The sequence below is a fragment of the Ruegeria sp. CDSC054 genome, from assembly GCF_059610645.1.
The window spans coordinates 18,932-44,408 of sequence record NZ_JBXWOA010000005.1 but is presented as its reverse complement, the minus strand read 5'-3'; the positions used below and the strand labels follow the sequence as shown (position 1 = coordinate 44,408).

The 25,477-nt window shown below is 58.0% G+C and carries 26 protein-coding genes; 10 read left to right on the top strand and 16 right to left on the bottom strand.

Going from position 1 to position 25,477, the window contains the following annotated elements:
- Positions 1 to 24 precede the first annotated feature (24 nt).
- Entirely contained in the window at positions 25 to 519 is a 495-nt protein-coding gene (locus AC2FGC_RS11860) for a GNAT family N-acetyltransferase (RefSeq protein WP_496726009.1), read from the bottom strand.
- A 71-nt stretch (positions 520 to 590) separates the two neighbouring features.
- Here AC2FGC_RS11860 and AC2FGC_RS11855 point away from each other — a divergent pair, with 71 nt between their 5' ends.
- Together AC2FGC_RS11855 and AC2FGC_RS11850 are read left to right on the top strand one after the other, a co-directional pair.
- On the top strand, positions 591 to 1,196 hold the full coding sequence (locus tag AC2FGC_RS11855; RefSeq protein WP_496726007.1) for a flavin reductase family protein: 606 nt from the start codon (positions 591 to 593) through the stop codon (positions 1,194 to 1,196).
- Positions 1,196 to 1,837: a CatB-related O-acetyltransferase gene (locus AC2FGC_RS11850; RefSeq protein WP_496726006.1), complete on the top strand. Its 642-nt coding sequence runs from the start codon at positions 1,196 to 1,198 to the stop codon at positions 1,835 to 1,837. Before AC2FGC_RS11855 ends, AC2FGC_RS11850 begins: the two co-directional genes overlap by 1 nt.
- A 29-nt stretch (positions 1,838 to 1,866) precedes the next feature.
- On the opposite strand, the gene AC2FGC_RS11845 is transcribed toward AC2FGC_RS11850, so the two are convergent.
- Complete coding sequence (locus AC2FGC_RS11845) at positions 1,867 to 3,501, bottom strand: SulP family inorganic anion transporter (protein ID WP_496726005.1); 1,635 nt, start codon at positions 3,499 to 3,501, stop codon at positions 1,867 to 1,869.
- A gap of 200 nt (positions 3,502 to 3,701) precedes the next feature.
- On the opposite strand from AC2FGC_RS11845, the gene AC2FGC_RS11840 reads away from it, so the two are divergent.
- Positions 3,702 to 4,574, top strand: coding sequence for an S-methyl-5'-thioadenosine phosphorylase (locus tag AC2FGC_RS11840; RefSeq protein WP_496726004.1), 873 nt, complete (start codon positions 3,702 to 3,704; stop codon positions 4,572 to 4,574).
- 9 nt (positions 4,575 to 4,583) lie between these two features.
- On the opposite strand, the gene AC2FGC_RS11835 is transcribed toward AC2FGC_RS11840, so the two are convergent.
- Positions 4,584 to 5,450: an alpha/beta hydrolase gene (locus AC2FGC_RS11835; protein ID WP_496726003.1), complete on the bottom strand. Its 867-nt coding sequence runs from the start codon at positions 5,448 to 5,450 to the stop codon at positions 4,584 to 4,586.
- A gap of 212 nt (positions 5,451 to 5,662) precedes the next feature.
- Between AC2FGC_RS11835 and AC2FGC_RS11830 the strand changes: the two genes are divergently transcribed.
- Together AC2FGC_RS11830 and AC2FGC_RS11825 are read left to right on the top strand one after the other, a co-directional pair.
- Positions 5,663 to 6,679, top strand: coding sequence for a DUF418 domain-containing protein (locus AC2FGC_RS11830; protein ID WP_496726002.1), 1,017 nt, complete (start codon positions 5,663 to 5,665; stop codon positions 6,677 to 6,679).
- Between the two features lie 52 nt (positions 6,680 to 6,731).
- Positions 6,732 to 7,361, top strand: coding sequence for a LysE family translocator (locus tag AC2FGC_RS11825; RefSeq protein ID WP_496726001.1), 630 nt, complete (start codon positions 6,732 to 6,734; stop codon positions 7,359 to 7,361).
- Between the two features lie 4 nt (positions 7,362 to 7,365).
- Here the strand turns inward: AC2FGC_RS11825 and AC2FGC_RS11820 are convergent, their stop codons facing one another.
- On the bottom strand, positions 7,366 to 7,569 hold the full coding sequence (locus tag AC2FGC_RS11820; RefSeq protein WP_496726000.1) for a hypothetical protein: 204 nt from the start codon (positions 7,567 to 7,569) through the stop codon (positions 7,366 to 7,368).
- A gap of 276 nt (positions 7,570 to 7,845) precedes the next feature.
- On the opposite strand from AC2FGC_RS11820, the gene AC2FGC_RS11815 reads away from it, so the two are divergent.
- Both AC2FGC_RS11815 and AC2FGC_RS11810 read left to right on the top strand, forming a co-directional pair.
- Positions 7,846 to 8,385, top strand: a complete 540-nt coding sequence (locus AC2FGC_RS11815) for an adenine phosphoribosyltransferase (RefSeq protein WP_109313474.1) — start codon at positions 7,846 to 7,848, stop codon at positions 8,383 to 8,385.
- Between the two features lie 169 nt (positions 8,386 to 8,554).
- A complete protein-coding gene (locus AC2FGC_RS11810) occupies positions 8,555 to 9,037 on the top strand; it encodes a fasciclin domain-containing protein (protein ID WP_496725999.1) in 483 nt (160 codons plus the stop codon).
- A 34-nt stretch (positions 9,038 to 9,071) separates the two neighbouring features.
- Here AC2FGC_RS11810 and AC2FGC_RS11805 read toward each other — a convergent pair whose 3' ends face one another.
- The 12 genes from AC2FGC_RS11805 to coxB form a co-directional block, all read right to left on the bottom strand.
- Entirely contained in the window at positions 9,072 to 10,487 is a 1,416-nt protein-coding gene (locus tag AC2FGC_RS11805) for an FAD-binding oxidoreductase (RefSeq protein ID WP_496725998.1), read from the bottom strand.
- A 38-nt stretch (positions 10,488 to 10,525) separates the two neighbouring features.
- The gene (locus AC2FGC_RS11800; protein WP_496782398.1) at positions 10,526 to 11,344 is read right to left on the bottom strand and encodes an MBL fold metallo-hydrolase; all 819 of its coding nucleotides are present in this window, start codon (positions 11,342 to 11,344) and stop codon (positions 10,526 to 10,528) included.
- Between the two features lie 88 nt (positions 11,345 to 11,432).
- On the bottom strand, positions 11,433 to 12,038 hold the full coding sequence (locus tag AC2FGC_RS11795) for a hypothetical protein (RefSeq protein WP_496725996.1): 606 nt from the start codon (positions 12,036 to 12,038) through the stop codon (positions 11,433 to 11,435).
- Between the two features lie 25 nt (positions 12,039 to 12,063).
- Positions 12,064 to 12,648, bottom strand: a complete 585-nt coding sequence (locus AC2FGC_RS11790) for a GNAT family N-acetyltransferase (RefSeq protein WP_496725995.1) — start codon at positions 12,646 to 12,648, stop codon at positions 12,064 to 12,066.
- Entirely contained in the window at positions 12,648 to 13,910 is a 1,263-nt protein-coding gene (locus AC2FGC_RS11785; RefSeq protein ID WP_496725994.1) for a M16 family metallopeptidase, read from the bottom strand. The genes AC2FGC_RS11790 and AC2FGC_RS11785 overlap by 1 nt, the downstream gene beginning before the upstream one ends.
- On the bottom strand, positions 13,907 to 15,295 hold the full coding sequence (thrC, locus tag AC2FGC_RS11780; protein ID WP_496725993.1) for a threonine synthase: 1,389 nt from the start codon (positions 15,293 to 15,295) through the stop codon (positions 13,907 to 13,909). Before thrC ends, AC2FGC_RS11785 begins: the two co-directional genes overlap by 4 nt.
- The gene (locus AC2FGC_RS11775) at positions 15,292 to 15,969 is read right to left on the bottom strand and encodes an SURF1 family protein (protein WP_496725992.1); all 678 of its coding nucleotides are present in this window, start codon (positions 15,967 to 15,969) and stop codon (positions 15,292 to 15,294) included. The genes thrC and AC2FGC_RS11775 overlap by 4 nt, the downstream gene beginning before the upstream one ends.
- Before the next feature lie 158 nt (positions 15,970 to 16,127).
- On the bottom strand, positions 16,128 to 16,943 hold the full coding sequence (locus AC2FGC_RS11770) for a cytochrome c oxidase subunit 3 (RefSeq protein WP_058272267.1): 816 nt from the start codon (positions 16,941 to 16,943) through the stop codon (positions 16,128 to 16,130).
- Positions 16,944 to 16,965: 22 nt separating this feature from the next.
- Positions 16,966 to 17,541: a cytochrome c oxidase assembly protein gene (locus tag AC2FGC_RS11765; protein WP_496725991.1), complete on the bottom strand. Its 576-nt coding sequence runs from the start codon at positions 17,539 to 17,541 to the stop codon at positions 16,966 to 16,968.
- Positions 17,541 to 17,702 (bottom strand): cytochrome c oxidase system small membrane protein, encoded by a 162-nt coding sequence (locus AC2FGC_RS11760; RefSeq protein ID WP_170561014.1) that lies wholly within the window; start codon positions 17,700 to 17,702, stop codon positions 17,541 to 17,543. Before AC2FGC_RS11760 ends, AC2FGC_RS11765 begins: the two co-directional genes overlap by 1 nt.
- Positions 17,699 to 18,655: a heme o synthase gene (gene cyoE, locus AC2FGC_RS11755; RefSeq protein ID WP_058272269.1), complete on the bottom strand. Its 957-nt coding sequence runs from the start codon at positions 18,653 to 18,655 to the stop codon at positions 17,699 to 17,701. The genes AC2FGC_RS11760 and cyoE overlap by 4 nt, the downstream gene beginning before the upstream one ends.
- An 84-nt stretch (positions 18,656 to 18,739) precedes the next feature.
- The gene (gene coxB / locus AC2FGC_RS11750; RefSeq protein ID WP_109313444.1) at positions 18,740 to 19,651 is read right to left on the bottom strand and encodes a cytochrome c oxidase subunit II; all 912 of its coding nucleotides are present in this window, start codon (positions 19,649 to 19,651) and stop codon (positions 18,740 to 18,742) included.
- A gap of 176 nt (positions 19,652 to 19,827) precedes the next feature.
- On the opposite strand from coxB, the gene tldD reads away from it, so the two are divergent.
- The 3 genes from tldD to topA all read left to right on the top strand — a co-directional run bounded on the left by tldD (position 19,828) and on the right by topA (position 25,437).
- A complete protein-coding gene (gene tldD / locus AC2FGC_RS11745) occupies positions 19,828 to 21,249 on the top strand; it encodes a metalloprotease TldD (protein ID WP_496782396.1) in 1,422 nt (473 codons plus the stop codon).
- Positions 21,250 to 21,489: 240 nt separating this feature from the next.
- Positions 21,490 to 22,623, top strand: coding sequence for a DNA-processing protein DprA (gene dprA, locus AC2FGC_RS11740; protein ID WP_496725989.1), 1,134 nt, complete (start codon positions 21,490 to 21,492; stop codon positions 22,621 to 22,623).
- Between the two features lie 174 nt (positions 22,624 to 22,797).
- Positions 22,798 to 25,437, top strand: a complete 2,640-nt coding sequence (topA, locus tag AC2FGC_RS11735; RefSeq protein ID WP_496782394.1) for a type I DNA topoisomerase — start codon at positions 22,798 to 22,800, stop codon at positions 25,435 to 25,437.
- The last annotated feature ends 40 nt before the right edge of the window (positions 25,438 to 25,477 follow it).

Genomic DNA, 25,477 nt, shown 5'->3' with positions numbered 1-25,477 from the left:
GCTAAATGGCGTGGTTTCAATAGCTCAGCGCGACCAGCGTGTGACCGTGCCACGCACATTCAACCATTCACCGGGGCTCAATTCCACGCCTAAGACCCGGTCAGGGTTTGTTGGGGGCGGCATTTCCACACCGGAAAGCCGGGTGAACCCGAAACGCGCATAATAAGGCGCATCGCCCACCAGCATCACCCTTTGCCAGCCAATTTCGCGACCAGCCTCAAGCCCCTGATGGATCAGGAATCCGCCAAGGCCTTCGCCCTGGTGGGTCGGGTGCACCGCCACGGGACCCAGCAACAAAGCGTCGTGATCGCCCACATGCACAGGCCAGAACCGGATCGCACCGGCCAGAATGCCTTGCCCGTCGCGCGCAACAAGGGAAAGGCCCGACACCGACGGAACATCATCGCGCAGACGATACGAGGACAGCGCCTCGCGCCCCGGTGCAAAGCACAGGTCGTAGAGGGCCTCGACCTCCCACCAATCATCCGGCTCTTCCGGCCTGATCACGAACTGCTGCACCCTGCCCTCTTTTCCTAGCTGGCAATCGCCCTAGCACTTCGGTACGCCTTGGGCAAACGCTTGGAGACCATATGTTCTATCGCCCCGAAGACGGCCACGGCCTGCCGCACAATCCGTTCAACGCCATTATCACGCCGCGGCCGATCGGCTGGATTTCCACACGTGACACAGATGGGATCAACAATCTGGCTCCGTATTCGTTTTTCAACGGCGTTGCTTACACCCCGCCGCAGGTGATGTTTGCTTCAACCGGAACCAAACACGATCAGGACGGCACGAAAGACAGTCTTGCCAATATCAAGGCAACGGGGGTGTTTTGTGTAAACGTCGTGGCCCACGCACATCGCGACGCGATGAATGCCAGCTCAGCAGGCCTGCCGAAACATGTCGACGAATTTGGCCATGCAGGCCTCACCCCCGTGGAATGCGAAACCATCCCATGCGCCCGGATCGATGGGGCTCCGGCAGCGCTGGAATGCAAGCTAACCCAGATCGTGTCCCTTCCGGGCGAGGCCAATCGGGTGGTGTTCGGAGAAGTAACCGGCGTACATCTGCGCGACGATTGCCTGAAAGACGGCATGTTCGACGTCACAACATTTCAACCGCTGGCAAGGCTTGGGTACCGGGACTATTCAGTGGTCACCGAGCTGTTCAGCCTTTCACGACCGGATGACTGATGCCAATTCCTGACCACTTACGCAGATACCCGATAACGCTCCCTGATGGCTCTGATCACAAGGGCACGGTTTTCCTGTCTGAAGCGATTGACCATCCCAAGTTTCAGGCCGGAGAATACAGCTACGCATCGGATTTTGATGCGCCCGAGGATTGGGCGCAACGACTTGCCCCCTACCTGTTTCCGTTTTCGCAAGAAAAGCTAGTGCTGGGGAAGTTCTGTCAGATCGCCCATGGCGTACGTTTCATCACATCATCGGCCAATCATTCAATGGATGGATTAACGTGCTTTCCGTTTCCAGTGTTCGACCCGGACGGAATGACCGGGTTTCAGCCGGACACGCGCGACACTCTCATCGGCCACGATGTCTGGATTGGCTATGGCGCGATGATCCTGCCCGGTGCGCAGATCGGTTCGGGGGCAATTATTGGTGCCGGGTCTGTTGTTCGCGGAAACGTACCGCCATATGCGATCATTACCGGGAACCCTGCCGAAGTGCGGCGGTTCCGGTTCGAAAAGGACACCATCGACCGGCTTTTAGCATTGAACTGGTGGGATTGGCCCGCCGAGAAGATCGCCGAAGCCGAAGAGGCGCTTCTGTCTGGTAATATTGAAGAATTGGAACGGATTGCTCCAAAGTAAAAGGCGGCCGAAGTGGCCGCCTTTTACAATCAATGCCCGCCCAGCACACCCGTGCGGACCGAGTAATCGACGGCCAGTTCGTAGTCCGGGTCATCGTCGCTATCGACCACAAGGTGGCCGGCCTTGTTCAGCAGTTTGTGGCAATCCCGGCTGAGGTGGCGCAGCATGACGCGTTTGCCCGCAGCCTCGTATTTGCCAGCGATGTTTTCGATGGCTTGCAGCGCGGATTGATCCACGACGCGGCTTTCGGCAAAGTCCACGATTACAGTGTCAGGGTCGTTCTGAATATCAAACAGTTCAATGAATCCGTCGGACGAACCAAAGAACAAAGGCCCCTGAATCTCATAGACCTTTGCGCCTTCTTCCGTCTCCGAGTCCCGTCTGACCGCATGGATGCGTTTCGCATTGTTCCAGGCATAGGCAAGAGCTGAGACGATCACACCTACAACAACGGCAACCGCAAGGTCTTCCATCACGGTCACAACAGTCACCAGAACAATGACGAACGCATCCATCAGGGGCACCTTGCGCATGATCTTGAACGAGTTCCAGGCAAAGGTCCCGATCACGACCATGAACATCACACCAACCAGCGCGGCCAGCGGAATCTGCTCAATCAGCGGTGAGGCGAACAAGATGAACACCAGCAGGAACAGGGCCGCAGCAATCCCGGCGATACGGGTACGACCGCCGGATTTTACATTGATCATCGACTGACCGATCATCGCACAACCGCCCATGCCGCCGAAGAATCCAGTCGCTACATTGGACACACCCTGCGCAATGCATTCTTGCGAGGCCCCTCCGCGCTTGCCGGTGATTTCACCAACGAGGTTCAGGGTCAGCAGGGATTCAATCAAGCCGATGGCTGCCAGAATGACAGCGTAAGGCAGGATGATCTCGAAGGTTTCCCAGTTCAGCGGCACCATCGGGATGTGGAATGCGGGCAGACCACCCTCGATAGACGCCAGATCACCGACGCGCGGCACATCAAGTCCAAAGCCGATCACCAGCGCAGCCACGACAACGATCCCGGCCAATGGTGCGGGCACGATACGCGTTATACGCGGCATGACCCAGATCACGGCCATCGTCAGGGCAACCAGACCCAACATCGTGTAAAGCTGCAGGCCCGACAGCCATTCACCACCGCTTAGGCCGTGGCCGGTGTTTTCCATGGTGCCCGGAACCTTGAACTGCCCCATCTGGGCCAGAAAAATCACGATGGCCAGACCATTCACAAACCCCAGCATCACCGGATGCGGCACCAGTCGGATGAACCGGCCCCAATGCATCGCGCCTGCAATGACCTGCAAAACACCCATCAGAACCACCGTGGCGAACAGGTATTCCACACCGTGTTCAGCCACCAACGCCACCATCACAACAGCCAGAGCGCCGGTTGCGCCGGAGATCATACCAGGTCGACCGCCGATCAGCGCCGTGATCAAGCCCACCATGAACGCGGCATACAGTCCGACCAACGGGTGCACACCTGCGACAAAGGCAAACGCCACCGCTTCGGGGACCAGCGCCAGCGCAACCGTCAGGCCCGACAACAGCTCAATCCGCAGGCGCGAGACGGTCAGCCCCTCATCCGGCATCCAGCGGAGATCGGGTTTGGCTATACGATTGGCAAAGCTTGCCAGCATGGCTCGGGGCATGAGACGTCCTGTGGGGTTGTTTGTTCGCGCGAAAGATGCCTTTTACCTGTCATACCTGACATTAGATACTGCACCCAGCGGGACCCTGATATGCGTAAACCGCATAGCTAGCAAGCAAGTTACACAAACTCTTGAAGCCACTTGCCAAACCCGCGGCTGCCACGCAGAACTCTTACAACAGTTTTTCACGGAGAGCAGCCATGACCCAGACCAAAATCGCGATCATCGGCGGATCAGGCATTTACGACATCGACGGTTTGGAAAAAGCGGAATGGGTTACGGTCGAAACCCCATGGGGTGATCCATCAGATCAGATCCTGACCGGATCGCTGAATGGCGTTGAGATGGCCTTTCTGCCTCGTCACGGGCGCGGCCACGTGCATTCCCCTACTGAAGTGCCTTATCGTGCGAATATCGATGCTTTGAAACGGCTTGGTGTGACAGACGTGATCTCTGTCTCGGCCTGTGGCTCGTTCCGCGAGCATATGGCGCCTGGGGATTTCGTAATCGTCGATCAGTTCATTGACAGAACTTTTGCGCGGGACAAGAGCTTTTTCGGCACCGGATGCGTCGCCCATGTCAGCGTCGCGCACCCCACTTGTCCACGCTTGTCGGACGCATGTGAAACTGCTGGAAAGGCTGCCGGGATCACCATTCATCGCGGCGGCACCTATCTGGCGATGGAGGGGCCGCAATTCTCAACACTGGCGGAATCCAAGATGTACCGCGAACACTGGGGCTGCGACGTGATCGGCATGACCAACATGCCCGAGGCCAAACTCGCTCGCGAGGCCGAGCTTTGCTATGCCTCGATCGCGATGGTCACCGATTACGACAGCTGGCATCCGGACCACGGCGAGGTGGACGTCACCGCCATCATCGCCACACTAACCGGCAATGCCGAGAAAGGCCGTGCGCTTGTCAAAGGTCTGCCCGATCTGCTGGGCGCTGACCGCGCGCCCTGCCCTCATGGCTGCGACCGGGCACTGGAATATGCCATCCTGACCGCACCGGAGAAACGTGATCCCACCGTGTTGGCAAAATTGGATGCTGTTGCTGGTCGGATTCTCTGACCGGCAACTTTAGTTGGCTGGCAAGGACTGTTGAACCTTATCCCACAAACCGTGCGACCAGAGGTCGTTGTGGGTGCCGTCCGGGATGACATAGATCTGCGCCGTCTCCCCGGCCATCGCGGCCAAAGCTTCGCCGTGATGCAGTGGAACCGTTTCATCCTCGGTCCCGTGGAATATCAAAGTCGGAACGGTGACGTTCTCGATTAGATCACGGGTCGCGAACTGATCCCGCATCAGGGCATGTACCGGTAGCCAGGGATATCTTTCCGCCGCGACGTCCACCGTGGCCGTAAAGGGTGCCTCAAGCACCAGCAGCTGTGCATTTGGGCGCTGTTCAGCTACGGCGGTCGCAACGGCTGTTCCAAGACTTTGGCCGTGCAACACAACGTCCGCACCTTGGCGATCTAACTGGTCATACATCTGGATGCCGTCGGAAATTAGCGCCATCTCGGACGGTTCGCCCTCGCTGCCCGGATATCCACGATAGCTGGGGGCCAGCAGGCCGAAGCCACTGTTGAGGATCTCTCTCATCCGATCGGCGCGGTCGCCCAGGTTGCCCGATTGGCCATGAAAGAACAAAACTGTCGGCGCATCATCGGTCGCGGGCGGGGCGGACCACGCGGTCAGCGTAACGCCATCGGACATTGTGAAGGAAACGGACTCCACATCAGCCAATCCTACCGTGTTGGGCGCTGGTAATTCTCCGTCCGGTTTGAACAACAACGATTGCTGGTTCACATACATGTACCCCACGACGCCCGCATAGATCACCGCGAGGACCGGAACCAAAAGGATCAGCGCGCCCTTTAGGTGGGTAAGCCGTGAGTGGCTGGTTTTAGGTGCCGCGTTCGCGCGTGTTTGATCTGTTTGAACCATCGGCCTCTCCGAAGTGTTGCGTACGATCCAAGGTCGGTGGCCCAAGGAACCGTTTCAAGCCGCGCGGGTTACACTTAATCCAATCTTAAAACTTGTTGCCGCGTTGCACAGCCCCGGCTCTTTTTTGCCCTTCACCTTGAAATATCTCCTGTACTGCACCGATCTGTGGTTCGCACGGCACCGTCAAAACGCTGGCAAAACAGAGGGATAGCATGAAGCGACTTGAGGCATTGGACGCAGCCCGGTTTCTGGCGTTTTGTGGAATGGTTCTGGTGAATTTCCGCATCGCCGCTCAGGTCGCCCCTGGCAATGACTGGGCCTCGACCCTGATCGATTTGCTGGAAGGCCGCGCCGCCGCTTTGTTCGTCATCCTGGCCGGCATCGGAATTGGGTTATCCTCTGTTTCAGCGTCGGTGCTGCTACGGCGCGCGGTGTTTCTGTTCGCGCTCGGCCTGATCAACATGACCGTATTTGACGCCGATATCCTGCATTTCTACGCCGTGTACTTCGTTGTTGGCGCTGCTTTCCTGACGGCACCAACCCGTGCATTGTGGTTGGGTTCAGTTGGGGTGGTGGCGCTGGCTGTCCTCGCCGTCATGATTTTCAACTACGACCTTGGCTGGGACTGGGAAACGCTGACATACACCGACCTTTGGACCCTGCCCGGTTTTTTGCGTAACCTGTTTTTCAACGGCTGGCACCCGGTCCTTCCCTGGGCGGCGTTCCTGTTGATCGGAATGGCTATTGGACGATCCGAACTGCACACGATCTGCATTCAACACAGGCTGATCATGTGGGGGTTCGGAGTTGCCGTATTTGCCCTGTTTCCGCAAATGTTGGCCTCGGACCCTGATCTGGTGATCTATCTGGGAACCGCGTCCATCCCACCGGGACCGTTCTACATTATTGCCGGAACCGGCTCGGCTTGCGTGGTGATCGGATTGCTGTTGAAGCTTTGGCCCAAGATCGAAAAGTTGCGCATCGGCCCAGCCCTGACCGCGCCCGGTCGGCAGAGCCTGACGCTCTATATGGCGCACATCCTGATCGGCATGGGCATATTAGAAGAGGCGGGTTTGCTGAATGGATCACTGAACGCCGCTCAAATCGTGGGCTGCGCGTTTGCGTTTTGCGCGGCATCCTCGGGCTTTGCGATTTTGTGGTCTCGAAAGTTCAAAAGCGGCCCGCTAGAGGCTTTGATGCGTTTGACCACACAACCACGCAGGGCTTGACCTTGCGCGCTGGTCCGGGCTTGCTGCGGGAAACGTATTCACAGGATTTCCGATGTCCCTTGACCTTTGGCTCGCCTTTGTCGCTGCATCTACTGCCCTACTATTGATCCCAGGCCCAACGGTCTTGCTGGTGCTCAGCTATGCCCTGTCCAAAGGTCGCAGCGTGGCTGTCGCTTCGGCGACGGGTGTAGCTGTTGGAGATCTGGTGGCTATGACGGCCTCTCTTTTGGGGCTTGGCGCGCTGGTCCTGGCTTCGGCCACTTTGTTCACAGCCCTCAAATGGGTCGGTGCCGCCTATTTGGTCTGGCTGGGGATCAAACTGTTGCGCAGCGCGCCATCAGGCGGGCTTGAGACTGTGGACACCGGGCGCAATGTCACCGCACACAGCGTTTTTGGCCATGCTGCCGCGGTCACCGCGTTGAACCCGAAATCTATCGCGTTTTTTATCGCTTTCGTTCCTCAGTTTCTGCGCCTAGATGACCCGCTCGGACCGCAATTTGCTATCCTGATCGTAACCTTTGTGGGGCTGGCATGGCTGAATTCGCTGGCATACGCCCTTTTGGCGGACCACCTGCGCAAGATGATCGGCCGTTCAGGCGTCATCACCGCTATGACCCGGTTCGGAGGGCTGGCATTAATCGGGATGGGTGTGGCCACGGCTGTCCTGCGCCGCCCGGCTTGAGGGCTCAGCCCTCAGCGTGTTCCTTCATGAACCCGCGAATGAACCGCCGGATTTCTCGCGCGGCCGACGTGTCCAGCTCTTTGCATAGCTGAACAAACTCGTCCCGTTCATCCTTGTCCAGCCGCAGGACCAACTGACTGTTTTTCTTGGTTGAAACCTTGCCGTCTTTCGTTCCCACGCGTCCCATTTCCATCAAAACCCCAGACATACAAGATAGTCTTTGTATATACTTCGCATAGAATTTGTAATTCACGAGCACCTAACAACAAAAGAAGGTTGTGGCAATGAACCTTCATGTCGCTCAGGCGATTTTTGAAAGATCAGTGCAAGTGGCACAATCCTTACCTGACGTGGATGCCCGATACACTGAACCGCGACAACGGCCAGTCGAAACGCCCCAAGTAGGGGGCGGCAATCTTTCCTTGCATGACTCACACCAATGGGCCAAACAGCCCAGCGTGTTTTGACGCCAGAGAGGTGGGCCATGTCCAGAAACAAGTCGGTCAAAGATTACATTCGGACCATCGTGGATTTCCCACATGAGGGGATCATGTTCCGGGACGTAACGACCCTGTTCGCGGATCCGCGCGGTTTCCGCATGGCGATTGATCAGATGCTACACCCCTATGCCGGTGAGCGCATCGACAAAGTCGTTGGCCTTGAGGCGCGCGGCTTTATCCTTGGCGGCGCGATCGCGCACCAGCTCAGCGTCGGTTTCGTGCCCATCCGCAAAAAGGGCAAGCTGCCGGGAACTACGATCAGCCAAGATTACAAGTTGGAATACGGCGAGGCGATTGTCGAAATCCACGACGACGCCATCCAGCCGGGCGAAAAAATCCTCGTGGTCGATGATCTGCTGGCAACAGGAGGCACCGCTGCCGCAGGCATCAAACTGATCGAACGGTTGGGGGGCGAGATCGTCTCATGCTCGTTCATTATCGACTTGCCCGAATTGGGCGGGCGCAAGGCATTGGAAGACATGGGAATGGATGTCCAAGTCTTGTGCGAATTCGAAGGCCTTTGACAGCCCGCACATTCACAAAATCGTGAGTTGAAACCTGAAACCCGCTGGCTTAGCGCGGTTTTTCATTGGACCAACCCGAACTTATCGACATATTCAGTGATCTTCCTTCGATGACGCCCCGTATCCCGGTTGATGCCACCAAGGGCATTCCAACAAGGGATATCAAACCATGTTTCGCAAACTCGCAATTGCCGGTGTCGCAAGCTTTTTCGTAGGAACGGCCGCTTATGCTGATGGTCACTCCAAGGATATTGTCGACACCGCAAGCGGCGCAGGCAGCTTTGAAACACTCGTCGCCGCCGTTCAGGCCGCAGAACTTGTAGATACCCTGAAAGGTGAAGGCCCTTTCACCGTGTTTGCTCCGACCGATGACGCCTTTGCAGCCTTGCCCGAGGGCACAGTCGAGACCCTTCTGCAACCCGAGAACAAGGATCAGCTGGTCGCCATCCTGACCTATCACGTGGTGCCGGGAAAAGTGATGTCAGGCGATCTGTCCGATAACATGACAGCTGCAACCGTACAGGGCGGAGAAGTCAAGATTGATCTGGACAACGGCGTGATGGTCAACGACGCCAACGTTGTGCAGGCCGATATCGAAACGTCGAACGGCGTCATCCACGTGATTGATAAGGTTATTCTGCCTGAATCGTAATATCAGCGCGCGGCCCACGCGAAGTGGGTCGCGCCTACACCTTTAGTACGGCGCCTGGATTCATGATCCCCTTTGGGTCAAGGGCAGCTTTGATCGCACGCATTGCAGACAGTTTTACCGGATCGCCATAATTCTCCAAATCATCCGTTTTCAAACGGCCTATGCCGTGCTCAGCGCTAACCGACCCACCGAATTCATGCACCAGATCATGCACCGCGCGCTTTACACTATACCGCTGGGTATCATATTCCGCGCGGTTGTGCCCCTGCGGCGGAAACACGTTGTAGTGCAGATTGCCGTCGCCCAAATGTCCAAAGCAATTGATACGGAATGTCCCCAACGCATTGACCACCTCGGACCCACGCCGGATAAACGCGGGGATATCCGAAATCGGGACCGAGATATCATGGCTTGAGACCGAACCGATCAATCGGTTGGCCTCAGGGATCTGCTCACGCACCGCCCAAAGTTCCATTCGTTGCGCTTCGCTTTGAGCTATGACCGCATCATCTACTAGCCCGCGCGCTTCTGCAGCCTCGAACACCGCCATCAGCGCTTCTGACGCTGACACGCCGCCGGAAAGTCCCAACTCCACCAGCACCATCCATTCGGGCTGGTCGTCAAAGGGCTGACGGATATCGGGCAAAACCTCGGACAGGAACTGCAGGCCTTGCTTATGGATCAGCTCAAAGGTGCTGACCCCCTCGCCCACCTGATCACGTGCCAGCGCCAGCAAATCAATGGCAGCCTCAGGCGAGGCCACGCGGAACATCGCAGTGCCAGTTTCAGCCGGCCGTGGGGACAGCTTCAACGACGCGGCTGTGATGATCCCCAGCGTACCTTCCGCTCCGATCAGGAGGTTGCGCAGATCGTACCCGGTATTATCCTTACGCAAACGGCTCAGACCATGCCAGATCTCACCGTTCGGCAAGACGGCCTCAAGCCCCAAGCACAAATCTCGCGCATTGCCGTAGCGCAGGACATTAACCCCGCCCGCATTCGTCGCAAGATTGCCGCCGATCCGGCACGATCCCTGTGCAGCCAACGCAAGGGGGAACAGCCGATCCACCTGTTCCGCGGCGGCCTGAACATCGGCAAGAATGGCACCGGCCTCGGCGATTAGAATGTTCTCGGTCGGATAGACCGCCCGGATGGCAGACAACCGCTCCAGTGAAATAAGCAACGGGGCCGGACCGTCAGCCATCACCTGCCCGCCGACCAGCCCGGTCCCGCCGCCATAAGGCACGATAGGAACCGACGCGTCCGAGGCCAACTGAACGAGCGTCGAAACCTGTTCTACCGACCTCGGCAGGGCCAGAACGCCCACATGGCCCGCAAACCTTCGGCGCGGCTCTTCCAGATATCGGGCCTCGACGGGGTGCAGAACATCGTCACCGATCGCCGCGCGGATCGACTGGGCAAAAGTATCATCGGCAGGGTTCAGTTTCATACCCTTTCCTTGCCCAAGCAGCCGTGCGCCCACAAGCCCTATTCCAGTTCAATGAGGTATTGCGGCTCAAGCACCACAACTGTCGGGCGGTCGGGCAACGTGCGCAGGGACACTGTGATCTCAGACTCCCCTTTGCGTTGAACCGGAAAATCTTCGCGGATATCGACCAGAAACCGGTCCAGTGAAAAGCTTGAAAACCAATGCATCGGAATGATGATCGAACTTTTCAGTCGCTTCAAAACCGTGATCATTTCCGGCAACGGCATCGTCGTACCGCCATCCACAGCAGCCATCACAACATCCAAACGGCCCAATGCGGCAAATTGTTCATCTGACGGCACGTGGTGCAGGTGACCCAGATGACCAATGCACAACCCTTCAACCTCAAAAACAAAGATAGAGTTTCCGCGCTCTTCCACACCGCCATAAGAGGATCGGATATCGGTCGAGACATTGCGAATCAGCATCTCTCCCAAATCAAGATAGTGTTCGATCCCCTGCCCGAACTCGCCCCACCCCGGCAACACATTCGGAATGGCTGGGTCCGGGTGGGCGGTCCAATGGGTGCCGTGGGCATGATTCATCGTCACCACGTCCGGGATCAGATCCGCGCTGCCGATGAAACCGGTGAAATCCGTCACCGCGTTCAACCCGCCCTGCGTCTGAATCAGAAAGGACGCGTGAGCAATAAAGCTAATCCGAACCGAGAACTCCGGCACCGGGTCCTGCCAGGCTGCTTTGTGAATATACTCAATCCCCGGTGCGGCATCTGCGATGGCAATGCAATGGCTCGGCCGCCGTTCCTGTGCCGAAACCCCACCCGAGATCACCATCAATACCGCAACAACCCAGCGCATGTTTGGAGTGTAGCGCAGAACACAGGTAAGTCACGCCTGCAGATATCGCGTGAGTGAAATCACGGAATTGGCATTTTGTAGGAGCAGTTCAGAGAACGATGCACTTCCGCAGATTGAAGGGACGTGAGACTTTCGCCACACGTAACGCTTGTGCCAACGGATCACTCACAAAAAACGCGTGGCGCATTTGTGTGTCTATCCAGATGTCAGGACCATCCAGGGCCGAAGCGCTGACCGCAATATCCTTGTCTTGCATTGCTCCCGGCGGCTCCCAAATGTCATGGTTTTCATATGGTTTGTCTATACGCGGAGATTGATCTGTCAGCACGGCTGCCTTTTGCGCACCGAAGTTCAAACAAAAATACTCGCCTTCAACCAGCGTGGTACGATCATGCTGAAAAAGTTTGACCGGGTAGAGATTGCCTTCCCCGAGATCAAACTGGCGCAGAACTGTCGCACACGCGGCGGACACGGTCCATGCACCCGCAGCCATAAAGAAGTCTGGTTGCTTCTTCTCTTTTTTGTCTTTGTAATCGGCAAATACCTCCGAAGGGAAGAAATCCGCTGTAAGCGGCTCTCCTAGGACATTTCGGGTGTTTGCGTCCGCTGTGAACTTCAGATCATTATCCCAACGATCAGAATGAAATCCTTTCAACGCCGCAGTGCCCACCATTGCATCGCTGATCCAGATCACTGGCTGTTTTGCCCGCGCCATAGACCTACCCCGCGTCCGTCTTCCCACGCCGGTCCGAGCGCAAGCTGGCATACAGCACATGCGTCCGCCAACGCCCGTTGATCTGTAGGTACGACTGCGCCACGCCCTCGTATTTGAACCCCGAACTTTCCAGCAACCCACGTGATGGTTTGTTCTCGGGCAGGCAGGCAGCCTCTATCCTACTCAGGTCCAGTCGGGTAAAGGCGTGATGAACGATCGCACCAATGGCCTCGCGCATGTAACCCTGACGGGCAAAAGACTGGCCCGTCCAATATCCCAAGGTTCCTGCCTGCGCCGGGCCGCGACGGACATTGTCCAGCGTGATGGCCCCCAGAAGTACATCGTCAGTGCGCCGGAACAGAAACAGTGGGATCGCAGTTCCTCCGGCCACGGACCGCTGGGCCCAGTAGACGCGGTTCGTAAAGGACTTCCGGCTCAGATGATCCTTGGCCCAGACCGGCTCCCACGGGGTCAGGTATTGCTGCGACGCGCGCCTCAGCGCCGCCCAGTCGTTAAAGTCGGAATGCACCGGCGGGCGCAAGCTAAGGCGCTCGGTTTCGAGTTTCAGCTTGCGTCTGCCCAACAGCATCACGCCGCACGCCTCTCCTGCAATTCGGCCAGCGTAGGTGCGCCCGAGACCGGGCCATAAAGCGCCAGCGCTGCCCGTGCCTGCACGGCCATTTGTTCGGCGAATACACGAACATCTTGGGTGCTTACGGCATCGATCTTAGCAACCGTATCTTCTAGCGAGGGAACTTGGTCCCATATCTGAACGAGGCGCGCCAGACGTTCGGCCCGGTTCGACGGGCTTTCCAGCCCCATCAACATCCCGGCCTTCATTTGGGCACGGGCACGCGCAACCTCTTCCGCGCTCATGTCTTCGGCGGCGCGTTTCATCTCGTCGATGGTGATGGTTGCCAGTTCACCAACTTGGTCTGCCGACGTACCAGCATAGATCGTCGTGCTGCCGGTATCCGCATATGCTCCGGTCTGAGCGAAGATGGTGTAGCAAAGCCCGCGCGTTTCGCGCACCTCCTGGAACAGGCGCGAAGACATTCCGCCGCCTAAAGCAGTAGAATAGATCTGCGCGGTATAGATCGCGTCATCCCGATAGCCGGGACTTTCCAGCGCAAGCGCAAAATGGGCCTGCTCCAGCTCTTTCTCCTGCCGCGCCTCTCCACCGGTAAAGCGGGCGGTTTCTGGGATCAGGCCCTTGCATGGTTGCAGGTGACCAAACATCTCTTCCGCCGCTTTCATCAGCGCGTCGTGGTCGACCGCACCAGCCGCCGACAGGATCATCTGTTCCGGGCCGTAATGCTCGGCGACAAACCCTGACAGGTCCTCTCGTGAAAACGCGCTGACCCGTTCGGTCGGACCCAGAATGGTCCGGCCCAGAGGTTGATCATGATAGCTCTGCTCCTGCAACCAGTCAAAGATCACGTCGTCCGGCGTGTCACAGGCCTGACCAATCTCCTGCAGGATCACGCCGCGCTCGACCTCAATCTCGCGCGGGTCGAAAACCGGGTTCAGAACGATGTCGCCGATCACATCCATCGCCAGCGCCACGTCGTCTTTCAGAACACGGGCATAGTAGGCCGTCACTTCGCGCGATGTGTAGGCGTTGATGTATCCGCCGACATCCTCGATCGCCTCGGCGATTTGCAATGCCGAACGACGCTCAGTTCCCTTGAACGCCATGTGCTCAAGGAAATGGGCGATGCCGTTCTGTTCGATTCGTTCGTGCCGCCCGCCGGCGGTTACCCAAATGCCGATGGCCGCAGATTGCAGCCCCGGCATTTGTTCACTGACGATACGAAATCCGTTCTTCAGTTGGTCTTGTCTGACAGTCACTCAGCGATATGCCTTTTGATATGATCCTCGAGGGCACCCAGATCGTTGGCGATGCGGGTCACCCGTTCCGGACGTTCATATAGATCAGACATGCGGGATGGAAGAGGCGGATGCGTGCCGCTTGCCTTCTCGACCGCTGCCGGAAATTTTGCGGGGTGCGCGGTGGCCAGTGTGATCATCGGAACGTCGGCCGCGCGATGTGCTTCTGCAACTTTGATGCCCACGGCGGTATGCGGGCAAACCAGTTCCGCACTGTGGGTCAGAGTGGACTTGATTGTCGCCAGGGTCTCATCCTCAGATACACGGCCCGAGTCAAAGCTTTCGCGCAGCGCTTCCATTGCGCCCTGGCTGACGTTAAAGCCGCCGGTCTTCAATTCATCCATCAACTGCGCGACAGCGCCGCCATCTTCGCCATACGCATAGTACAGCGCGCGTTCAAAATTTGAGCTGACCTGAATATCCATCGACGGGCTGATCGAGGGGATGGTGTCGCCCTTGAAGTACCCCTCGCCCGACAGGCAACGATGCAGGATGTCGTTTTGGTTGGTGGCGACAACCAGACGGTCAATTGGCAGGCCCATACGCTTTGCAAGGTAGCCCGCGAAGATGTCACCGAAATTGCCGGTCGGCACCGTAAAACTGACTTTGCGATGTGGCGCGCCGAGGCTGACAGCAGCGGAGAAGTAGTAGACGATTTGCGCCAGAACACGGGCAAAGTTGATCGAATTCACGCCAGCCAGCTTCACGCCGTCGCGGAAGTCGAAATCGTTGAACATGTCCTTTAGCGCGGCCTGACAATCGTCAAAATCGCCGTCCACGGCCAACGCATGCACGTTGCGGTCCGCAGGTGTCGTCATCTGCCGACGCTGCACTTCCGAAACTCGGCCATGCGGGAACAGGATGAACACGTCCACGGCGTCGAGCCCCCGGAACGCTTCAATCGCAGCCGAACCGGTGTCGCCACTGGTCGCGCCAACGATGGTTACACGGTCACCACGGCGTTTCAGCGCCACCTGGAACAGCTGACCGATCAGCTGCATGGCGAAGTCTTTGAAGGCCAATGTCGGCCCGTGGAACAGCTCCAACAGGAAGTGGTTCTCGTTCAACTGCTTCAATGGCGCGCGGGCATCATGGCCAAAGCCTTCGTAGGCGCGGCCGATGATCTCTTTGAACTCACTCTCACCGAAAGATCCGCTGACATAGGGCCACATCACCCGGAACGCGATTTCCTCAAAGGGCAGTCCGGCCAGTGCTGCGATCTCATCCTGCGTCATCACCGGGATTTCAGCAGGCAGGTACAGGCCACCATCACGGGCCAGCCCGGTCAGCATCGCCTCTTCAAACGTCAGTTCGGGCGCCTGCCCGCGGGTCGAGATGTATTTCATGTCACGTCACTCTCAGAAGGGGCGCGGCTGCGCCACAGAAAATATCCGGTCATCGCGGCCCAGACCAAAGCCAGGCCAAACCATGTTATTGCATATTGCAAGTGATCGTTCGGGATGCCCGTCGTGCTGACGGGCAAAGGCGTTATTCCGGGATCGGTTTGCGAGCGGGCGATCAGCAGAACGGGTTCCGCACCCAGAGCCGCTGCCAGATGGGGCACATCACGGGCAAACCAGATGTTTGCATTGAGGTCAGGTTCAGGCGTGTAACTGTCGATCTCATCCGGCCAATGCAGGTTTCCGGTTATCTCCATCGGGCCGTTCAGACGTTCGGCTTCCTTGGCAGTCGTCGGAACAAAGCCACGATCCACCATAATCGTTCGACCTTCGGTGACAAAAGGCTGTATGATCCGGTACCCAGCCCCGACTTGCTTGACCGAGACTAGAACGTGAACTTCGTCCAGGAGCATTTCACCAGTCACAGCGACCGTCAGATACAGGTCTTCTCCTCGCGTTGGGTTTGCAGGGAGCGATGTGATGTCGCCATCAATCATGGCTCCGATCTCCGCCAGAAGAGTTTCTTTCCAAACCAAACGCTGAACCTGCCACACACCCAGCGACAGCAGCACGCCCAGACCGGCGAGGCCGAAGATCAGAAGGAACAGAGTGCGGCGCATGGTGGAGCAAAACCTCATTGCAGGAACCGGCGTCTTGTTAAGGGGCGAGCCGTGCGATTTGCAACCGCCCAATTGTATGGGGCGCAATTTTTGCGCCCGGAACAGAGAAAAAGCCGCCCCGAAAGGGCGGCTTTTGCAATTTGTTCGCCCGTCTGGCGTTACATCAGCGGCGCTTGGCCCCAGATGTATACTGCGAAGAACAGGAACAGCCAGACAACGTCGACGAAGTGCCAGTACCAGGCAGCCGCCTCAAACCCGACGTGTTTCTCAGGCGTGAAGTCACCCTTGAGCGCCCGGATTAAGCACACTGACAGGAAGATGGTACCGATAAGAACGTGGAAACCGTGAAAGCCGGTTGCCATGAAGAAGTTCGAATAGAACTGATCACCGCCGAATTTCCAGCCTTCATGCGCCAGCAGCTCATAGTATTCAAAGGCCTGCAGACCTGTGAATGCGACGCCCAGAGCGATACCGATGGCCAACCCCTGCACCAGCGCCTTTCGATCATTGCCGTGCACCAGCGCGTGGTGCGCCCAGGTGATTGCGCAGCCCGACAGCAGCAGGACCAGAGTATTGATCAGCGGCAGGTGGAACGGGTCAACCGCGTGAATGTCCGGCTGGATGTACTCGGTGCCGGCATAGTCGTACATTGGGTACATGCGATGTTTGAAGAACGACCAGAACCAGGCAAAGAAGAACATCACCTCGGACATAACGAACAGGATGAAGCCATAGCGCAGGCCGATGCGGACAACCGGTGTGTGATCGCCCTGGCGGCTTTCGACCACAACCTCGGACCACCATGCGAACATGGTGTAAAGAACGGCCACCAGACCGGCCCAGAACATCCACGAGGTAACCCCGTGCATCCACAGGACGGCTCCGAACAGCATCACAAAGCCGCCGATCGCGCCGATCAGAGGCCAGATCGACGGGGCCAGAATGTGATAATCATGGTTTTTTGCGTGTGCCATCAGCGTCCCTCACCTACAGGCGTTAGTTCGTTGTTATATCAGCCTGCGTCTCAAGGGCGGCAACGCCCTCGGGCAGGTCAATTTCGTAGAATGTATACGACAGTGTGATCGTATGAACATACTTAGCTTCAAGATCCTCGACCATTTCAGGGTCGACGAAAAAGGTGACCGGCATCTCAACACGTTCACCGGGTTGCAGCACCTGCTCTTCAAAGCAGAAACAGGCAATTTTCTGGAAATACCCGCCGGCTGAATACGGAGTCACGTTATAGGACGCCTGTCCCGCGATGGGGCGGTCGGTCGGGTTGTAAGCTTCATAGAAGGCCAGTCCGGTTTCGCCGATACGCACTTCCATCTCGCGCACGACTGGCTTGAATTCCCATGCCATGTCTTTCGCCTTCGAAGCGTCAAAGCGGATGGTAACCTTGCGATCCAGAATATCCTCGGGCGCAGTCGCGGCCACACCGGTGGTGCCACCAAAACCGGTGACGCGGCAGAACCAATCGTAAAACGGGACTGATGCCCACGCCAGACTGCCCATTAGGACAACCACGCCAACTGTCTGCGCAACAGTTTTCTGCGGCCCTGACAGAGCCATCAGTTCTGTACCTCTTGCGTCGCCAAGCTGAAATCTGTTCCTGAAACCTTTACGACCGTCAGACCAAATATGATCACGATAAAGGCGGCCAGCGTCAGGCCGACCCCAAGGTTACGGCTGAACCGGCGTTGGTGAAGTTCGTGGCTCTTGCGCAGGCTCATGACCAACCTCCCAGCCCATAGGGTTTCAGCAGTGCTTCGACCAAGATAGCACCGAAATGCAGGAACAGGTACAGCAACGACAGCTTGAAGAACGCGCGTTCGACCTTGAAATTGTCGGCCTCGGAATCATCCTCGTTGCGGCGCGAAATCTGCCAGGCACCGCGCAGGAACAGCGCGTTCAACACCACCGCGACAGTCAGGTAGATCGGACCTCCAATGCCCGAGAATGCGGTTCCAACAGCCAGCATGGCCAGCAGCCCGGTATATACCAGAATGTGCCAGCGCGTCGCGCGACGACCATGTGTGACGGTCAGCATCGGAACACCCGCATCGTCGTAATCCGAGCGCATGAACAGCGCCAGCGCCCAGAAATGCGGTGGGGTCCACATGAAGGTCAGGGCAAACATCAGCCACGGCTCGATGGACATAGACCCCGTTGCGGCTACCCAGCCGATGACCGGCGGAAATGCCCCTGCCGCGCCGCCGATCACGATGTTCTGCGGCGTCGAGCGTTTCAGCCACATCGTATAGACGACAACGTAGAAAAAGATCGTGAAAGCTAGGAAAGCGCCAGCAAACCAGTTGGTTGCCAGACCCAGCATAATAACGGACAGCCCCGACAGGGCCAGCCCGATTGCCATCGCCTCACCCTCCTGGACCTTGCCAGACGGGATCGGGCGGCCTTTGGTCCGCTTCATCACGCGGTCGATATCTGCGTCCCACCACATGTTCAAAGCACCGGATGCGCCGCCGCCAATGGCGATGAACAGGATGGCGCAGAAGCCCACGAATGGATGAACAGGGACCGGTGCCGCAAGAAGGCCGACCAAAGCGGTGAACACGACCAGCGACATCACGCGCGGCTTCAGCAAGGCAAAGAAATCGCCAAAGCTGGCCTCATCCGCGTGGGATTGGGCGCTTACTGTGCTGGCATTGATGCTTGCGTCGCTCATTTCCGGTCCTTCTGGGGCGAAAGCCGCGCGGATACCGCGCAGCCTGCATTACCTTTGGCGCGAGTTTTCAGCCCGCGCGGGTCATCACTTGGATGCAACCTGATAGGCTGCGGGCTGACCTGCATACTCTTCCAGTGCGCCTTGCAGCCACTGCTCATACGCCTCTTCGCTGACCACTTTGACGGTGATCGGCATGTAAGCGTGGTCCTTGCCGCACAGTTCGGAACACTGACCGAAATAGATGCCTTCCTTTTCGGCCTCGAACCACAGTTCGGCCAGACGTCCAGGAACACCGTCCTGTTTTACACCGAAGGACGGGATGGTCCACGAATGGATCACGTCTGATGCGGTAACCTGCATCACAATGATCTTGCCAACCGGGACCACAACGGCGGTATCGGTAGCCAGCAGCCATTCGTCATCGCTGTAGCCCGCATCCGCCAGCTTGGCACGCATCGCGTCGTTCAGAACAAACGGGGTCACGTCCGCATCGGCCGGGCGTGCGCCTTCGTCCAATGTGGCCGGGTGGCCCAGCAGATAGCTGTCAAAGGCGAAATCGTGATCAACGTATTCGTAGGTCCAGTACCACTGGTTCCCAACGACTTTGATGGTGATGTCGCCTTCGGGGATTTCCTGCTGATTGAACAGAACTGGTAGCGAGAAGGCACCGATGAAGACCAGAATCAGGATCGGGCCAAGGGTCCAGGCAATCTCAACCGGGGTGTAGTGCGAGAATCGCGCCGGTTCAGGGTTGTTGCGCGAATTGTAGCGAATGATGCAGTAGATCAGCAGACCCGCAACAAACAGGCAGATCGCGGTGATGATCACCAGAATCATATCATCCAGCCGCTGAATCCCCGAGGCCAGGCTGGTCGCCGCGGGCTGGAACCCAAGGCCGCCATCAACCGGCTTACCAATAATCTCAAGCTCCTGAGCCATTGCGGGAAGGCTGGAGAGGGCTGTCATCAACCCCGAAAGCATCAAAGCATTCTTCATTTTCTGTCCTGATCGTCTGATCTTTGCTTCTCTGGCGAAAAGGTGTGAATCAGTCGCACCTCTCCCGTTGTCTTTGGCCGCGTTAAAAACCATATTCCGTCGGGTAGATAAAGCAAAATGCTTGCGTCAAACAGACGCTATTTTTGATCTGGATCAAACTCGGAAGGTCCCAACAGATGTCCAACGACCCGTTTCGCCCATTTGACAGCGCTGTTCCGCAGGACGAGGCGCTTGCGGTTTTGCAATCTGCCACCGCTGGGGCGGAAGACGGAGAGCTGTTTGTCGAGCGGCGGAAATCCGAGGCTTTGGTCTTTGATGACGGGCGCTTGAAGACAGCATCTTATGACGCATCCGAGGGGTTTGGCCTGCGGGCCGTACAGGGCGAGGTTGCCGGGTATGCGCATTCCACCGACGTCTCAATTCCGGCGCTGAAGCGGGCAGCCGAGACCGCGCGCCTGGCGGTTGGCGACGGCGGCGGCACGCTCGCCGACGGTCCCCGTCCCACCAATACCCGCCTTTATACGGACGAAGACCCGATTGAATCCGCTGATTTCCCGGTCAAGATCGAAACGCTGCGCGAGATCGACGCCTATGCCCGTGACATGGATCCCCGCGTCGTGCAGGTCAGTGCGACAATCGCCGCAGCCGTGCAAGAGGTCGAGATTTTGCGCCCGGACGGCGTACTGATGCGAGACGTGCGGCCAATGACCCGCCTCAATATCTCTGTCATCGTCGAACAGAACGGCCGTCGCGAAAGCGGCTCGGCCGGGGGTGGCGGGCGCGTCGGGCTCGACGGCCTGATCGATCCGTCGGATTGGCAGGACAAAGCGCGAGAAGCGTTGAGGATCGCCTTGGTCAATCTTGACGCGATCCCTGCCCCTGCCGGCGTGATGGAGGTCGCGCTTGGCCCAGGTTGGCCGGGCATCCTGCTGCACGAAGCAATCGGACACGGGTTGGAGGGGGATTTCAACCGCAAGGGAAGTTCCGCTTTTGCCGGTTTGATGGGGCAGCAGATCGCATCCAAAGGCGTGACCGTCGTCGATGATGGCACGATCCCGGATCGTCGCGGCTCGATATCCTTGGATGACGAAGGCACACCCAGTTCGCGCACGGTTCTGATCGAAGATGGCGTCCTGACCGGCTATATGCAGGATCGCCAGAACGCGCGCCTGATGGGCGTCGCCCCCACCGGAAACGGCCGGCGGCAAAGCTATGCACACAAACCCATGCCGCGGATGACGAATACCGTGATGCTGGGCGGAAACGCCGATCCGGCCTCTTTGGTTGCGGACATAAAGGACGGACTCTGGGCCGTTGGTTTCGGCGGCGGTCAGGTGGATATCACCAATGGCAAATTCGTGTTCTCGTGCACCGAGGCGTACCGCGTTGAAAATGGTAAAATCGGGGCGCCCGTCAAAGGCGCAACCCTGATCGGCGACGGCCCATCGGCCCTTAAACGCATTCGGGGACTGGGCAACGACATGGCGTTGGATCCGGGCATGGGGACCTGTGGCAAAGACGGCCAGTGGGTGCCGGTCGGCGTGGGCCAGCCAACCGTTCTAATGGATGGCCTGACGGTCGGCGGATCGGCTGCGTAACCGGGAATCGCTCGGCGGGCAATCGAGAGCGCAGAGTTAACACTGTGCTTTCTGTCCGTCTGCGCATTAACATCCTGTCAGGCGACCGTGTCGAGGAAAGTGATTTTTATTTATTATATTTCAACGCGCTAGAAAGCTCTCAATAATAAACGCCGAAAATTATCCGAATAATTTGAAGAGATTCACAAGCTGTTAACCCCGGCAATCGTAAACCAGTTCTGCAATCAGGCGGAGCATCGGATGACCGAAGAGCAGCATTCTTCCTATCACCCCACACTCCCACCCACCACGGAAGAGGATCGGTTTTCCTGGCTTCGTCTGTTGCGCTCTCGCAAGGTTGGTCCGGTGACGTTTCGTCGGTTGCTGCGGGAACATGGCTCGGCGCAGAACGCGCTGGCCGCGCTGCCGGAAATGGCACGCGCTGCCGGAATTAAAGGGTATGAAACCTGCCCCCCCGGCGTGATTGAGGCGGAACTCAAGGCCGCAAAAGCCGCGAACGCGCACCTTTTGTGCCTTGGCTCCGCCGATTATCCAGATGCCTTGAACCATCTATCCGACGCCCCGCCAATGCTTTGGGCGATTGGAGATAGCTCTCTGCTGCAGCGTCGGTCGCTTGCACTGGTCGGCGCGCGGAATTGTTCGTCCTTGGGGGCGCGGATGGCGCGGGGGCTTGCCACAGATCTCGGCAAGCAAGGCTATGTCGTTGTGTCCGGCCTGGCACGCGGGATAGATACCGCGACCCACATGGCCGCGCTTGAAACGGGTACTGTCGCGGTGATGGCGGGCGGCGTGGATGTTGTCTATCCTGCCGAAAACACAGCACTGGCAGAAAAGATAACTGAAACCGGGTTGCGCGTGTCCGAACAGCCTATGGGCGTCACGCCGCAGGCGCGCCATTTCCCGCGCAGAAACAGAATTATCTCAGGTCTGGCACAAGCGGTTGTCGTCGTTGAAGCGGCAGCAAAGTCCGGCAGCCTGATTACGGCGCGGGATGCCTTGGACCAAGGGCGCGAGGTTCTGGCCGTGCCCGGCCACCCCTTCGATGCGCGGGCCGCGGGGTGCAACATGTTGATCCGGGACGGCGCGATATTGGTGCGAACCGCGGAAGACATCATTGAAGCGCTTCCGAAACAGGTAACAGCGCCTCAGGTTGAGGCCCCCGCCCCACCCATCGCAGTTGATGAACCAGCAATCACAGGTGCCGCGTTGCATAGTGCGATCTTGTCACTGTTAGGCCCCTCCCCGATTGCCGAAGATCAGTTGATCCGCGACATTGCTGCAACAGCCGGAGAAATAGGACCGGCTCTGATTGATCTGGAACTCGAAGGACAGATCCAGCGGCAGCCCGGCGGACTTCTGTCATTGTCTGCATAAATACCAACTCTGACGAGCGGTTCCTGCCCAAGCCCTTTTTGTGCACAGGCTACGTGATTGAAATAACAACATAATTCCTGTGTTCAAAGGAACGCATTGACAATTCGCCCTTGCCCTCCACATCTTGCACGATCATAGAAGGCGCCAATTCCGTCGAGCGAGGTTTTCCCTTAAATGCCTGTAGTTGTTGTAGAATCCCCTGCCAAGGCCAAAACAATCAACAAATATCTTGGCCCCGACTACACGGTGCTGGCCTCATATGGCCATGTCCGGGACCTGCCGCCCAAGGACGGATCCGTCGATACCGAGCATGAATTTGAGATGAAATGGGAGGTCGGTAACGACAGCCGCAAACATGTCAAAGCCATCGCCGATGCGCTGAAGGAAGACAACGCTCTGATTCTCGCGACTGACCCTGATCGTGAGGGTGAGGCTATCAGCTGGCACCTGCAAGAAGCCCTGACCAAGCGCCGCTCGATCAAGAAAGACACTCCCGTCAGCCGCGTGACCTTCAACGCGATCACAAAGGACGCCGTGACCGAGGCGATGCAGAACCCGCGCCAGGTCGACATGCCGCTGGTCGAGGCCTATCTGGCCCGCCGCGCGCTGGACTATCTGGTGGGTTTCAACCTGTCGCCGGTCCTGTGGCGCAAGCTGCCCGGCGCGAAGTCCGCCGGTCGCGTTCAGTCAGTCTGTCTGCGCCTAATCGTCGAGCGCGAGATGGAGATCGAGGCGTTCAAGCCAGTCGAATATTGGTCTGTGAAGGCAGTGTTCGAAACACCGCGCGGCCAGACTTATGAGGCACGCCTGGTCACACTGGCCGGTAAGAAACTGGACAAACATGATTTGGCCAACGCCACCCAGGCTGAATTAGCGGTGCAGGCCATTACCAGCCGCGCGCTGAGTGTTTCTTCGGTCGAAGCCAAGCCTGCCGCGCGCAACCCCAGCGCGCCCTTCATGACCTCTACCTTGCAGCAGGAAGCAAGCCGCAAGTTCGGAATGGGCGCGCGTCACGCGATGCAGGTTGCTCAACGCCTCTACGAGGCGGGCTACATCACATATATGCGGACCGACGGCATCGACATGGCGCCTGAGGCCGTGGCGGCCACCCGCGATACCATCACAGACCGTTACGGTGCAGAATACGTGCCGGACAGCCCGCGTATCTATAAAAACAAGGCCAAAAACGCCCAGGAAGCGCACGAATGTATCCGCCCGACGGATATGTCCCGCGATACCAAGGCCCTGAAGGTCACAGATGAAGATCAGCGCAAGCTGTATGACCTGATCTGGAAGCGTACCATTGCCTGCCAGATGGCTGCTGCGCGACTGGAGCGCACTACGGTTGAGATTGGCAGCGATGACGGCCAGATCGGCCTGCGCGCCACCGGTCAGGTTGTTCTGTTCGACGGGTTCATGCGCGTTTATGAAGAAGGCCGCGACGACGTGGCCGATGATGATGAAAAGCGCCTGCCGCAAATCATGCAGGGCGATCCAGCTCGGTTTGCCAAAACATCCCTGCGCGATCAGTTCACCAAAGCAACCAGCGAGGGCACTGAAAAGGCCGCGAAAGAGGCCATTCTATCCGAGAACGAATCTGTACTGGCCCTGCAGCACCACACTCAACCGCCGCCGCGCTACACCGAGGCTACGCTGGTCAAGCGGATGGAAGAGCTGGGGATCGGGCGACCGTCGACCTATGCCTCGATCGTGACCACGATTCAGGACCGGGAATATGTGCGCAAAGACAAGAACCGGCTGATCCCAGAGGAGAAGGGCCGGATCGTTACGATCTTCCTGCTGAACTTCTTCCGGCAGTATGTGGGGTATGAGTTCACCGCCAATCTGGAAGAACAATTGGACGACGTCAGCGCCGGTGGGCGTGACTACAAGGAGTTGCTGAGCAAGTTCTGGCGCGATTTCTCGGCTGCTATTGGCGAAACGTCCGAATTGCGGATCTCCGAGGTTCTGGACAAACTCGACGAAGCCCTGGCGCCGCAACTTTATCCGCCGCGTGAAGACGGCTCGGACCCGCGTATCTGCCCGAAATGCGGACAGGGTCAGTTGCACCTGAAGACGTCGCGCACCGGCGGGTTCGTTGGGTGTGGAAACTATCCTGAATGCACCTATACCCGCCCCATCGCCGGCGAAGGCGCTGAAGGCGAGGAACGTCTTCTGGGCGAAGATGCAGGGGATGATATCTGGCTGAAATCCGGCCGCTTTGGCCCCTATGTTCAGCGCGGCGAACCGACGCCCGAGAACAAGAAACCACCGCGCGCCTCACTGCCGCGTGGGTGGAGCAAGGATGACATGGATCTGGACAAGGCGCTGACGCTTTTGTCCCTGCCCCACCAGATTGGCGAACACCCCGAGGGCGGCATGATCAGCTCGAATTTTGGGCGGTTTGGTCCCTATCTGATGCATCAGTTGGCCGATGAGGCCAAACCGGTCTACGCCAATCTCAAAGACCCCAATGACGTGTTCGAGATCGGCATGAACCGAGCGGTCGAGTTGCTGGCTGAAAAGCGCGCCAACCCCGGACGGGGCCGCCGCGCAGCGGCCAAAGCGTTGAAGGAATTGGGCGAGCATCCCGATGGCGGCGCGATGCAGGTGCTGGATGGGCGCTATGGGCCATACGTGAAATGGGAAAAGGTCAACGCGACCATTCCCAAAGACATCAAGCCCGAGGACGTGACACAGGAAATGGCCATCGAACTGGTCAACGAACGCGCAGCCAAAAAGGGCACCAAGAAAAAAGCGGCCCCCAAGAAGAAAGCTGCGGCCAAAAAAACAACCAAAAAGGCCGCCACCTGACAGGGGGTTAGGTAGAAATACCACCCACCCCTTGGTTTCA